This is a genomic window from Xenorhabdus beddingii, from assembly GCF_002127545.1.
In the GTDB taxonomy this organism is placed as follows: domain Bacteria; phylum Pseudomonadota; class Gammaproteobacteria; order Enterobacterales; family Enterobacteriaceae; genus Xenorhabdus; species Xenorhabdus beddingii.
Map to the genome: position 1 here is coordinate 18053 of NZ_MUBK01000025.1, position 12971 is coordinate 31023.

The 12971-nt window shown below is 42.3% G+C and carries 10 protein-coding genes; 4 read left to right on the forward strand and 6 right to left on the reverse strand.

All coding sequences use genetic code 11. The features are described from left to right. Positions 1-113: 113 nt before the first annotated feature. On the reverse strand, positions 114-1691 hold the full coding sequence (gene guaA / locus Xbed_RS14180) for a glutamine-hydrolyzing GMP synthase (RefSeq protein ID WP_086113561.1): 1578 nt from the start codon (positions 1689-1691) through the stop codon (positions 114-116). Positions 1692-1773: 82 nt separating this feature from the next. Further along, positions 1774-3240: an IMP dehydrogenase gene (gene guaB / locus Xbed_RS14185; protein ID WP_086113562.1), complete on the reverse strand. Its 1467-nt coding sequence runs from the start codon at positions 3238-3240 to the stop codon at positions 1774-1776. A 173-nt stretch (positions 3241-3413) separates the two neighbouring features. Here guaB and xseA point away from each other — a divergent pair, with 173 nt between their 5' ends. The 4 genes from xseA to Xbed_RS14200 all read left to right on the forward strand — a co-directional run bounded on the left by xseA (position 3414) and on the right by Xbed_RS14200 (position 6230). Further along, entirely contained in the window at positions 3414-4775 is a 1362-nt protein-coding gene (gene xseA, locus Xbed_RS14190) for an exodeoxyribonuclease VII large subunit (RefSeq protein WP_086113563.1), read from the forward strand. A gap of 308 nt (positions 4776-5083) precedes the next feature. Beyond that, complete coding sequence (locus tag Xbed_RS19765; RefSeq protein WP_167371922.1) at positions 5084-5260, forward strand: hypothetical protein; 177 nt, start codon at positions 5084-5086, stop codon at positions 5258-5260. A gap of 254 nt (positions 5261-5514) precedes the next feature. After that, positions 5515-5748 carry a hypothetical protein gene (locus Xbed_RS14195; protein ID WP_086113564.1) on the forward strand — a complete coding sequence of 78 codons (234 nt, stop codon included), beginning with the start codon at positions 5515-5517 and terminating at the stop codon, positions 5746-5748. Between the two features lie 245 nt (positions 5749-5993). Continuing rightward, the gene (locus Xbed_RS14200; protein ID WP_086113565.1) at positions 5994-6230 is read left to right on the forward strand and encodes a hypothetical protein; all 237 of its coding nucleotides are present in this window, start codon (positions 5994-5996) and stop codon (positions 6228-6230) included. A 165-nt stretch (positions 6231-6395) separates the two neighbouring features. Here the strand turns inward: Xbed_RS14200 and Xbed_RS14205 are convergent, their stop codons facing one another. The 4 genes from Xbed_RS14205 to Xbed_RS14220 all read right to left on the reverse strand — a co-directional run bounded on the left by Xbed_RS14205 (position 6396) and on the right by Xbed_RS14220 (position 12870). Next, on the reverse strand, positions 6396-8663 hold the full coding sequence (locus tag Xbed_RS14205) for a TonB-dependent receptor domain-containing protein (protein WP_086113566.1): 2268 nt from the start codon (positions 8661-8663) through the stop codon (positions 6396-6398). A gap of 124 nt (positions 8664-8787) precedes the next feature. Next, entirely contained in the window at positions 8788-10926 is a 2139-nt protein-coding gene (locus Xbed_RS14210) for a S9 family peptidase (RefSeq protein WP_422641366.1), read from the reverse strand. Positions 10927-11055: 129 nt separating this feature from the next. Then, the gene (locus Xbed_RS14215; protein ID WP_086113567.1) at positions 11056-11859 is read right to left on the reverse strand and encodes an energy transducer TonB family protein; all 804 of its coding nucleotides are present in this window, start codon (positions 11857-11859) and stop codon (positions 11056-11058) included. A gap of 108 nt (positions 11860-11967) precedes the next feature. Beyond that, positions 11968-12870, reverse strand: a complete 903-nt coding sequence (locus tag Xbed_RS14220) for a ChaN family lipoprotein (protein WP_086113568.1) — start codon at positions 12868-12870, stop codon at positions 11968-11970. Between the last annotated feature and the right edge of the window lie 101 nt (positions 12871-12971).

A 12971-nucleotide genomic window follows, 5' to 3' on the forward strand; every position in this document is an offset into this window, starting at 1 on the left:
GAGTAAGCGGCAAAATTTCTTATTTTGGTTTCAGCTATAAACAAAAAGACCCTGAAAACAGGGCCTTAATCAGAAAATTATGATGATTTGGTGAGGCTTGGGGAAGTGTTAAATCATTCCCACTCAATCGTCGCAGGGGGCTTACCGCTGATGTCATAGACGACCCGCGAAATACCATCCACTTCATTAATGATCCTGTTCGATACCCGCCCCAGGAAATCATAGGGCAAATGCGCCCAGTGAGCAGTCATAAAGTCAATGGTTTCTACCGCACGCAGGGAAACAACCCAGTCGTATTTACGTCCATCGCCCATAACCCCGACAGAACGAACCGGCAGGAATACGGTAAATGCCTGACTCACTTTATGGTACAGGTCGGCGGCATGCAGCTCTTCAATAAAGATGGCGTCGGCACGACGCAGCAAATCACAATACTCTTTCTTCACTTCGCCCAACACGCGAACGCCCAAGCCCGGACCCGGGAACGGGTGGCGATAGAGCATCTCATAGGGCAGTCCCAACTCCAAACCGATACGACGAACTTCGTCTTTGAACAACTCTTTCAGCGGTTCAACCAGACCCAGTTTCATATCTTCTGGCAGGCCACCCACATTGTGGTGAGATTTAATCACATGGGCATTGCCAGTTGCAGATGCTGCGGATTCGATAACATCCGGGTAAATGGTGCCCTGTGCCAGCCAATTGACCTGCGTTTGTTTAGAGGCTTCTTCATCAAATACATCAATAAAGACGTGACCAATGGCTTTGCGCTTGGCCTCGGGTTCATCAATTCCCGCCAAGGCAGACAAGAAACGGTCTTCTGCTTTAACATGGATGATGTTCAGGTCAAATTTACCGGCAAACATTTCCATCACCTGATCCGCTTCGTTCAAACGCAGCAGGCCGTTGTCTACGAAGACACAAGTCAGGCGCTTGCCAATCGCACGGTTCAACAGGAGTGCGGTGACAGAGGAATCCACACCGCCAGACAGGGCCAGAATAACCTGATCATCACCAATCTGCGCACGCAGACGCTCTACGATATCGTCAATGATAGAGGCGGGTGTCCACAGCGCCTCACATTGACAGATATCCAGCACAAAGCGTTTCAGGATATTCAGACCCTGATGAGTGTGAGTTACTTCTGGGTGGAATTGCACGCCATAAAAACGTTTTTCATCATTGGCCATAATGGCGAACGGGCAAGTATCCGTGCTGGCAATAGTGGTGAAATCAGCGGGGATCGCCGTCACTTTATCACCATGACTCATCCATACATCCAGCAGCGGTTTGCCGGCCTCACTCAGAGCGTCCTGAATATCGCGGAATAGCGCACAATCATTCTTGATTTCAACCTGAGCATAACCAAATTCACGCTCATCAGAATTAGAAACCTGTCCGCCCAACTGCATAGACATGGTTTGCATACCATAGCAGATACCCAACACAGGTACACCTGCATTGAAAACGTATTCCGGCGCACGCGGGCTATTGTGTTCCGTCGTGCTCTCTGGCCCACCAGAAAGGATAATCCCACTCGGGTTAAATTCGCGGATTTGCTCTTCAGTGACATTCCATGTCCAAAGTTCACAATAAACACCAATTTCACGAATGCGGCGGGCAATAAGCTGAGTGTATTGCGAACCAAAATCAAGGATCAGAATGCGATGCTGATGGATATTAGTTGTCATTTGAGGTGAGTTCCAAAAACAAGTGGCAATAAAAAATAGATAAAAAAGTCAGTGGCCCGATAGACGGGCCACGCTAAATAAATTACAGACCTAAACGGTAGTTGGGTGATTCTTTGGTGATCGTCACATCATGGACGTGACTTTCCTGAATACCGGCACCACTGATACGAACGAATTCGGCTTTAGTTCTCAGTTCATCAATGGTTGCACAACCCGTCAGACCCATACAAGAGCGCAGGCCACCCATTTGCTGGTGAACGATACTTTTCAGCAGGCCCTTATAAGCTACACGGCCTTCGATACCTTCTGGCACCAGTTTGTCCGCTGCGTTATCCGTCTGGAAGTAACGGTCAGAAGAGCCTTTGGACATTGCGCCCAGAGAACCCATGCCGCGATAAGATTTAAATGAACGACCTTGATACAGTTCGATTTCACCCGGAGATTCTTCTGTCCCTGCCAGCATGGAGCCGACCATCACACAGGCTGCACCCGCCGCAATGGCTTTAGCAATGTCACCAGAGAAACGGATGCCACCATCTGCAATCACAGGAACGCCTGTTCCTTCCAGCGCTTCAACCGCATCTGCAATGGCAGTGATTTGCGGAACACCCACCCCTGTCACGATACGGGTTGTACAAATAGAACCTGGGCCGATACCGACTTTAACGGCATTCACACCCGCTTCCATCAGCGCCTTGGCACCTTCGCCCGTCGCCACGTTACCCCCGATAATTTGCAAATCAGGATATTTAGCGCGGGTTTCACGGATACGCTGCAAAACACCTTCAGAATGGCCGTGGGAAGAGTCAATAAGCAGTACATCTACACCCGCAGCGACCAATGCATCAACACGCTCTTCGTTACCCGCACCGGCACCAACCGCAGCACCGACACGCAGACGGCCCTGCTCATCTTTACAGGCGTTTGGCTTACGTTCGGCTTTCTGGAAATCTTTCACCGTAATCATGCCGAGCAAATGGAAGTTATCATCAACAACCAGGGCTTTCTCAACACGTTGTTCGTGCATTTTCTGCAAGACAACTTCACGGGCTTCGCCTTCTCTTACCGTCACCAGACGTTCTTTAGGCGTCATCACCGCAGTTACTGGCTGATCCAGGTCGGTAACGAAACGCACATCACGGCCAGTAATAATACCCACCAATTCGTTCGCTTCTGTGACCACCGGGTAACCCGCGAAACCATTACGTTCGGTCAGTTCATGGACTTCACGCAGGGTTGTCTGTGGCGTGACAGTAACCGGATCGGTAACAACACCGCTTTCGTGCTTCTTCACTCGGCTGACTTCTTCAGCCTGACGCTCGATTGACATATTTTTGTGAATGAAGCCAATGCCCCCTTCCTGTGCCAGTGCGATTGCCAGTGAAGATTCCGTGACAGTATCCATCGCTGCGGACAGCATAGGTACGTTCAGGCGAATAGTAGAGGTTAATTGAGTGGACAGATCTGCGGTATTGGGCAGGACTGTAGAATGGGCAGGAACCAACAAAACATCGTCAAACGTTAATGCTTCTTTTTTAATTCGTAACATGGGCAATATCTCACCAGGCTATGGAGCAATAAGAGGGATAAAATATTGCCGCGGCATTATACAGGCCGAAATCGGTTGCCTCCAGCATTTTTTGAAAAAAATTCTTGATTAGTCATGTGATGAGATTAATATCGTTCAATTAAGTCCTTGTTTTGGAATTTGATCTAGCTCACATGTCACTACCAGCCAATACCGGAATTTTTTCTGTTAGCCGTCTCAATCAGACTGTTCGTCAGCTATTGGAGCTGGAAATGGGCAGGATTTGGTTGTCCGCCGAAATGTCCAATTTTTCTCAGCCATCGTCAGGGCATTGGTATTTCACATTAAAAGATGAACGGGCACAAATTCGTGCTGCCATGTTTCGAAGTCACAATCTGCGGGCAACATTTCGTCCACAAAATGGTCAGCAGGTGTTGGTTCGGGCACAGATTACCCTGTATGAGCCGCGCGGTGACTATCAACTGATTGTGGAAAGTATTCAACCTGCCGGAGAGGGTTTGCTGCAACAGCAGTTTGACATATTGAAACAAAAACTCGCCGCCGAAGGTTTGTTTGATCAAATTCATAAACAACCACTGCCCTCGCCGGCAAAACGACTCGGTGTCATAACTTCTGCCAGTGGCGCAGCCCTGCACGATATTCTGAATATCCTGAAACGGCGTGATCCTTCCCTGCCCATTGTCATTTATCCCACCGCTGTTCAGGGAGCCGAAGCGCCATTGCAGATTATTCGGGCAATCGAACTGGCAAATGCCCGACAAGAGTGTGATATCCTGATTGTCGGGCGTGGCGGAGGATCACTGGAAGATTTATGGTGCTTCAATGATGAACACGTTGCACGGGCAATATTTCAAAGCCGCATTCCCATTGTCAGTGCCGTCGGGCATGAGACCGATGTAACCATTGCGGATTTTGTCGCTGATTTACGCGCGCCAACACCTTCTGCGGCAGCAGAGTTGGTTAGCCGCAATCAAATAGAGTTATTAAGACAAGTTCAATCCTTGCAACAACGCCTTGAAATGGCGCTGGATTATTTCTTTGCCCAAAAACAACGCATTTTTAATCTATTGCAGCACCGTCTCCGGCAACAACACCCAGATTTACGTCTGGCACGTCAGCAACATCATTTGGCTGAATTACGCCAAAGGTTGATTGATAGTTTGTTACGTTGTCTGAAACAGAATGCAACTTCATATGAGAAATTGAATCAGCGACTGCTACAAATCCATCCTGAGCGGGAGCTTCGGCACTATAGCCAATCTATCCAGCAATTTGATTTCCGTTTAAAACAGGCGCTTGAACGACAACTAGGACGTTATCGGGAAAAATTTGCTGTTTCCTGTTCACGAATGGAGGCGGTCAGCCCGCTGGCAACGTTAAGTCGTGGTTACAGTATCAGTGAAACATCTGACGGAAAATTATTGAAGCAAATTAAGCAGGTAAAAGCAGGTGATAGGCTGAAAACGCGGTTGCAGGATGGCTGGGTTGAGAGTCAGGTGACGCAGGTAAAAGAAGACATCAAGAAAAAGAAATAAAATTAACGCGAAATATTTGGGGATTAATTAAATGCTTACGTTAACTTTTTCCCCTAGCCCACTTTTTTCTCATTTTATTGGTTGATGAGATAATTTTCTATTCTATACTTAATTACGTAGGGAAATGATTTAACCAAGTGGCATTAATTTATTATTCTCTGTGGTTTATTTTAATTAGTTATTTTGCTTCCCTCTGTCTAAAACTTAATATTTTCCATCTATCACAAAGCTATTATATCTTTTCTGGCTGACGATCATCAGATTATTGATTAATTATATTACACACAACATTAAATAGTGAGGATATTATGACAGAATTAACCACACAAGAAACAAAAGAACCTTATGGTAAAGACTTTTGGACTGCGATCAAAGGTACTTGGGATAGTCTCAATAGTCTAGCGCTGGCAATAGTTAACGCAATATATGATGCCCACCCAACAGAAGATGTAAAAAAAAGAAGGAAATTGCAAAAGCAATTCTGACTGCACTGACTGAAGGTGGCGACAAAATTCTTAATGACTTGTTTATTAATCCAACCCCATAAAATAAATAACCACTCTAGTGCATTTTTTAGAGTGGTTACTTCCCTTGTAAGGAATAAATAAATATACTTTAAATCCTATTATTATTTATGATTACATATCACCCTTTATTTTATCGTGATATTGAATTTTTCATCCGCATTATATTTTGACAAACAATCACATTACACATAGAATTATATAGTGAGGAAACCATGAACGAATTAACAAATGTAACAACATACGTAGCTATTTCTCGTCATAAACTTGAGAATATCAAAAAAATTATTAGAGCCATTGCTGATATACTTAAAAGTATATTTGGGATATTAGAGCGATATAATATTATATCTTATAGCGCAATGAATAATGTAAATGATTCCTTAGATGCTATAGTAACAGCCATTAATATTATATTAAACAATATATTCACTCCAAAACAAGAATAATTAACCACGCCATGGATTTTTCAAAAGAGGTTAATCATTTTGATATTTTTTATACACTTAGTTTCTATTTATCAGATATCACCTAGCAGTTTCCATATGTCTCTGTTAAAAAATAGCGGTGAAAATTCACCGCTATTTATCTGATTATTAAAACCTAATCAGAAACGAATTCCTGCTCCAATAACGTAGGTCACACCACGGTCAGTTTGGGATTATTACACACAGAATTACATAGCGAGGACATTATGAACGAATTAACAAAGGTAACAACAGACTTGGCTATTAGTCGTCAGACATTGGAAGATATCAACAAAAGCATTAAAGATATTTCAAATCTACTTAAAGACATATTTAAAATATTAAAGAAACATGGCGTTATATCTTATAATACAATGAGTATTATAACCCTATGTATAGCAAGTATAACAGCAGCTATTTTAATAGCATTAGACAGACTATTCTCTCATGAGATGAGTAATTAACCACACCATGTTTTTTTTCAAAATCAGTTAATTATTTTGCTATCTTTTATGTAATTACTTTCCATTTATCAGATATCATCTAGTGAATTCCCTATGTCTCTGTTAAAAATATAGCGGTGAATTTTCACCGCTATTTTTATCAGCCTATTTAAACTTAAAACCCCATTAGAAACGAATTTCTGCTCCCATAACGTAGGTTCGGCCACGGGCGGTTTGAGTTTTAGTGTCTTGATCCCCCATGATTGGCGACGAATTCATACGGTTCAATGCGTCAGAATAGTTTTTATTAGTTAAGTTTTGAACTGACAATTTAACTGATAAATTTTTGTTAACCTGATAATCACCATATAGATCAACGATCATTGGAATTTTATCTGATTTTTCCATTATAATTTGGTTGTCATCATCTCTATCATCATTAGGGCTCTGATGATAAGATTGACCAGTATATTTCATAATGGTTCCTATCCGAAATTTTTCATCCAAAAAACGAACTCCCGTATCCAGTGTTAAATAACGTTCTGGTAATTGGGATTCAGGACTTGCGCCAAAATAATGCGCCGATAATGATGTCGGTTGCTGTGTTTTTTGCTGGCTATATGTCAATGAGCTATAAAACATACCTGCATCATAATTAGCAGAAATCTCATAACCCTTCATAGTTACTGGCGTCAAACTATTGGTATAGATATAAGTAGAAACATTTACATCAAGTGCACGCTCTTCTTCAGCCGATAATTTTCCATCAAGTTTACATAATTTCTTTCCAGTACAAAGCATATAATGATCATTACTGATGTAATTTTTAATTTTGGTATGGAATAACGTTACTTTCAGGCGAAAAACATCTTCATCCACAATTAAATTTGGACGATAGCTATTAAATCCAATCTGATATGTATCCGCTTTCTCTCCTTTCAAGAATGGATTAATAGAAGTACCACTGTCATTGGATTGAAAAATTTCCTGAGCATTGGGCGCTCGCATTGAATGGGTATAACTTATAAACGGTTGAAATTCAGGAATTATTTCTGCTGACAATAAGATATTTGGATTAAACCCACTCTCTTTTAAATTTAATTGTGCTTCTCCTTGTGGAAAACAACTCACACGATCTTCACAAGCTGGTTTTAATCCTTTGACACTATAATCTAGATAATTCAATCCCAGATTAGCAGTATAAATACTGCGTTCAATTTTCAAACCACCATAAATACTAGTTATATCTTGCTTACCACTTGGCGCAAAAGCATTATTTTCCTTTATTTGCATGTCTTCTTTTTCATTCTTCGACCTGGTTTTTATTTCTTTACTATATTCAGTTCGCATCCATTTACCACCTAGAGTGAATGCAAAGTCAGTGTCACCATAATTAAATCGGCTGGTATTTTTTATATTGATAGAATTGGATTTATTTTTTGCTTCACTTTTATCAAAAACTCCCACCGACTCACTTTGATAACTCTGTTGACCATTGCTGGTAGTAAGCATAACATTGGTATCAACCAATTCAGTAAATGGAGTGTAGTGATATTTCAAATAATAATCATAATTATCAATATGACGCTTGTTAAACTTATTATGGTAAAGACGACTACTAAACTCCAAGTCATGAAAATCATTGGGTTTAATATTTAGTTTCATCAATTGGGAGTTAGGTTTTTGTTTAAATGTTTTGCTTGTACCAAACTTTTCACTACTGACACCGTCAGCATTTCTATAATGAGCTTCAATATTGTGACCACTAAAAGCAAATAAAGCGCCCAAAGAACCTTCTGGACTGAATGCCTGTGTTTTTCCTGCAACCGCCATCATGCCACTTCGGCCGGCACCATTGTTACCATAGGTCCATTTAGTACGAACTCCTGCTTTATTGCCTTCGAATACAACATCATCAACACCAAGGGTACGGAAATTGGCACTTCCAACTAAGGCATTGACAGAATCAGAACCATCAGCTTGCCCTCGGGCAACGTCAACACGAACAATAAAATTGGGATCAACCAAGGCACCAAATTGACTATAAGGCTGAGATCCATGTGCAAATTCACTGGGTGAAGAACCATAAAAACTCTGGCTAACCCCATCCACCATCATATTGACACGGCCAAAACCACTTAAGCCACGGATATTAACACTGACGATCCCTTGCCCCTGACTCGCATCCATCTGAGTATAAGTCCCCGGCAAGCTACGTAATATACTATCCACGGACTCCAATTTATTATCTTCGCCCACAGAACTATAAGCACCCGGTTTTTCCATTGCCTCAATCTGAGGAGCATTATTATTATCCTGAGCACCTGAAACTTTCAGACTGCTGAACCGAACGACTTTTTCTTTTTTGTTGTCATCTGCGTTTTCAGCATAAGCGATCCCCTGAAGCCCAATCAACATTGCGCTGGCTCCAGCTATTTTTGCCACAGTTTTCATTAATATCATCCCATTAAATTAAATAATGTTTATTATTGTTCACATTGCTTCTCAAATTTGAGAATAAAATATCCACGGCGCTGATAAAAATTATCAGCACCTTGGTAATAACTCGCTATTTTTATTAATCTTCTAATTCTGGAAAATACGTTTTAGCATCATCTAACATTAATAAGAAACTATAATCAAAGGCAATATCATTGATACGATTAAAACGACCGGTTTTTCCGCCGTGTCCGGTATCCATATTCGTCTCCAATAATAAGAGACTGTTGCCCTGTTTCATTTCTCTTAATTTAGCCACCCACTTTGCCGGCTCCCAATATTGCACCTGAGAATCATGCAAGCCTGTTGTAACCAACAAATGGGGATAGCGCTGATGTTGAATATTGTCATAAGGGCTATAAGATTTAATACGCAAGTAATCTTCTTTATTATTAGGATTACCCCACTCTTCATATTCACCCGTTGTCAATGGAATGGAGGGATCGAGCATGGTGGTCAAAGCATCCACAAAAGGCACTTTTGCAATCACTCCCCGGTATAATTCCGGAGCCTGATTAATCACCGTACCCATTAATAACCCACCCGCACTGCCACCTTCTGCATAAACCCGTTTGCTGTTCCCATAGCCATCAGCAATCAGTGTCTTGGTTGCATCAATAAAATCATGGAAGCTGTTCATCTTGTTTTTGATTTTACCTTGCAAGTACCAATTCTTACCCAGATCGCCACCTCCTCGGACATGCACTAAGGCATAGACAAAGCCACGATCCAGCAAGCTCAGTAGCGCAGAGCTAAAATAAGGGTCCATGCTGATGCCATAAGAACCATAGCCGTAAATCAGGATCGGGTTTTCCCCTTGCTTGAATAACGATTTGCGGTAGACCAAAGAAACCGGAACGTCCACGCCATCACGGGCTTTGACCCAAATACGCTGGCTTGCATAATGTGCTTTGTTGAACCCTTTCACTTCCTGCTGCTTCAACAATTCGCGTTCACCCGTCTGCATATTCCACTGGAATACCGAACTTGGCGTTGTCATGGATGAATAACGATAGCGCAATACATGGGTATCGGGTTCTGGGTTATAACCCAGCGAAGCCATATATGCCGGATCATCAAATTGGACCCGTTTTTCCTGCTGAGTTTTCCAATCAATCTGACGGATTGATGACAATCCTTTAGTCCGTTCCTGTACAATCAACCAATTATTGAACAGGGCGAAATTTTCCAGATCCGTGTTTTCTTGTGGCGCAATGACGGTTTCCCACGGCTTATTGATAGCCTCCGCCCGATATAAACCAAACAAAGGGTTTTCATGGTTAGAACGAATATAAAATTGCCCACGGAAATGGTCGAGATCATACTCACGCCCTGCCTGACGGGCAGAGAAAACCTGCGGTTCCGACTGCGGATTATTGGCATCGATCAGTCGATATTCTGAGCTTGAATAACTGCCACTTGAGATCAAAATATAGTCAAGCGAAGTGCTTTCAGAAATCGACAAATAGAATCGATCATCTTTTTCCTGATAGACTTTTTTATCCTGCTTGGTATCCGTGCCATATTGATGGCGGAATAACTGATAAGGCAGCAACGTTTGTGGATCTCTGCGCACATAAAACAAGGTTTCGCCATCATTTGCCCACAAAATATTGCCGGACGTGTTTTCTATGACATTATTTTCTATCTTATTGCTTTGCCAGTCACCATCAAAATTTTTAAATGAGATCTGGTAGTTACGGCGCCCTTGGGTATCTTCTGCTATAGCAATGCGCTTGTTATCCCGCGTCACGGCAAATCCACCCATTTGATAAAATTTATGGCCTTTTGCCCGCTCATTGCCATCAACCATAATCTGCCAATCGGTTGAATTATCCACCGGCTTACGCTGATAGATTGGAAACTCTTTTCCTGCCTCGTAAACGGTACGATAGACATACCCATTATAGGTATAAGGAACGGACTGATCTTCTTTACTCATTCTGTCAGTCATTTCTTTATACAGGGTTTCACGCAATGCCTGACCCGATTTCAGCATCTGTTCGGTATACTGATTTTCAGCCGTTAAATAATCAATAACGTTTTTATCCTGACGCTTGTCGTCACGCAGCCAATAATAGTTATCAACACGAACATCTTCGTGCATCTCCATTTTATGTGGCTGCTTTGTGGCCGTAGGCGGCACCATTTTTTCCTCCATTGCGCTAGTAGCAAAACTGTAACTGAATAAACTACCACCCAGCAAAAAGCCAAGCATCACTCTTTTACCGTGCATAACCTTATTAAAAGCTGTCTTTTGGTTACACATTATCTTTTTATTATTTGGCTCTTTCGTATCGGGGGGAAAAGCCGTTTTATACTGTGACATGCCATCCATCCTGTATTTTTATTGGGATAAATAAAAATCTATTGGCAGTTCAACCGTCACCCTGCCATGAGTTAAAATGACGTCGGGTGGCTTAGGTAAAGGCTGCGCCCTTTCCAGCACCATCCTGGCTTCCCTGTCTAGTGAGTTAGTTCCTGAACGTCGTGCCAATTCACTGTCAATCAACGTTCCCGATTGATTAACCGTAAATTTCACCACCGGACGCCCTGTCCGTTTTCTTCTCTGGGCATCTTCCGGGTATTTTTTATAACGATTTAAGTGACCGCTGACTTCTGCCTGCCAGATGGCTTTAGCGTCGGCAATGGCATCAGAATTACTTTCATAGGATGCCGCTGTGCGAACAGTGACATTATCAGCCGTTGCATTACTGGTGGTGGGTGCCGCGCTACTGCGAGACTTCTCACTTTCCTGCTCTTTTGTTTTTACTCGTTTAACGGGCTGTGTTTTTTTCAGTACATCTTGTTCTTTCTGCTTTTTTTTCTGTTTATTGACCAAAAGCAAGGCGTTTTCATTCACGTCCAATTTAGGCACATTGATTTCATCCACTTTGCTCTCCTGCTGCTTACTGGTAACAGAAAGCTGTTGATCAATGCCAACTGGCTGTTTTTGTATTTTTTGTATTGCTTCTGTCTGCGTTGAAAGTTCCACCATCACCGCAGGCGGGGGAAGAAACTCCTCGATATCAACATCCTTTGGTTTGTAGACGAGCCAGCCCACCAACAAAGCATGAAGTGTGATCGCAGCGAGAAAGGATTTTGCCACATGACCCGTGTGAGCATTTTGATAAGCGGTATACGTCAACATCTCTTATAGCACATTATGTCAATAATGAATGGAGATGAATGATAATCAATTCAATATATAAATGAAAACTATTTTTATTTATTAATCACATCCTTGTGATACTTACCCTCATTTGGTTACATTTTCGCTCACTTTTGGCGTAAACCAGACAAAATCAGCATATTCGTTGTTCAAAGATACCCCTTTTTCTGCAATGACAAAGACAACCATTTTTTCATCCGGCGCTATTTTTTTCACATGCTGAGGAACACCCATCGCTTTTACCGCATGATATCCGCCTGCAAATAACAACGCCGGAGCGGGCGCTTTAACTAACTGTTCTGCCATTCGCTGATCACGCAGTTGCTGAATCTGAGTCATCGCAGAGAGGTGTTGGTCGTCGATGTTTCCACCATGAGAATTTTTAATGGTTATTTCGAGGCGCTTTTTCACATCATCAGGAACCAGCGGGGTTCTGTCTCCTGCCCTGTGATTTTTGTATGCCTGATCAATTTCATGGCGATCCAAATTTGCCGCCAACAATGGGTAAGGGGCTTTCATCAGTTCCATAACCAAGTCGCCATACCATTTCCACGGCCACCCCTGATTCCACGCCAATAATTTCTGGACTCGCTCATCCCTGACAATCGGGTTACCCTGTAACCAGTTTTTAACTTTATTAACCTTTTCTTGTTGGTCCGGGCTAATCATTTCCAGTAATACGGAACCATGAGGACGTTTTTCCCCCAGTTGTTGCACCAACCATAACTCGATCTGATGATGGTAAGGGTTATCATGTTTTTCACCCACAATAACCCGGGGAAAGCTCGCCAATTGTTCAAGCAGTTCATCAGGCGTTATGGTCTTTCCGGTTTTCATATCCAGCACCGCACCGGATTGCATTAATTCAGCAGGCAGGACTTGAAGTGCCTCTTTAGAGGTATTTTGCGCCGTGTTTGGCGCTACGGCACAGCCACCCAGTAACAGGGAACACGCTAAGAAAGTCGATTTTATGCAGGTAGATGTTTTCATATTTATTCATTATTAAAGAAAAATTGCCCGCATATTATAGATAATGAGAATCGTTTACAAATAAAAATACCCTGTTAAGCATAGACTTAACAGGGAAGTTC

Coding starts and splice junctions, on each gene's coding strand:
- Xbed_RS14200 (WP_086113565.1), top strand. CDS start 5,994: ATGAACGAATTAACAAAGGTAACAACAGACTTGGCTATTAGTCGTCAG.
- Xbed_RS19765 (WP_167371922.1), top strand. CDS start 5,084: ATGACAGAATTAACCACACAAGAAACAAAAGAACCTTATGGTAAAGAC.
- Xbed_RS14220 (WP_086113568.1), bottom strand. CDS start 12,870: ATGAAAACATCTACCTGCATAAAATCGACTTTCTTAGCGTGTTCCCTG.
- guaB (WP_086113562.1), bottom strand. CDS start 3,240: ATGTTACGAATTAAAAAAGAAGCATTAACGTTTGACGATGTTTTGTTG.
- Xbed_RS14205 (WP_086113566.1), bottom strand. CDS start 8,663: ATGAAAACTGTGGCAAAAATAGCTGGAGCCAGCGCAATGTTGATTGGG.
- xseA (WP_086113563.1), top strand. CDS start 3,414: ATGTCACTACCAGCCAATACCGGAATTTTTTCTGTTAGCCGTCTCAAT.
- Xbed_RS14195 (WP_086113564.1), top strand. CDS start 5,515: ATGAACGAATTAACAAATGTAACAACATACGTAGCTATTTCTCGTCAT.
- Xbed_RS14210 (WP_422641366.1), bottom strand. CDS start 10,926: ATGCTTGGCTTTTTGCTGGGTGGTAGTTTATTCAGTTACAGTTTTGCT.
- Xbed_RS14215 (WP_086113567.1), bottom strand. CDS start 11,859: ATGTTGACGTATACCGCTTATCAAAATGCTCACACGGGTCATGTGGCA.
- guaA (WP_086113561.1), bottom strand. CDS start 1,691: ATGACAACTAATATCCATCAGCATCGCATTCTGATCCTTGATTTTGGT.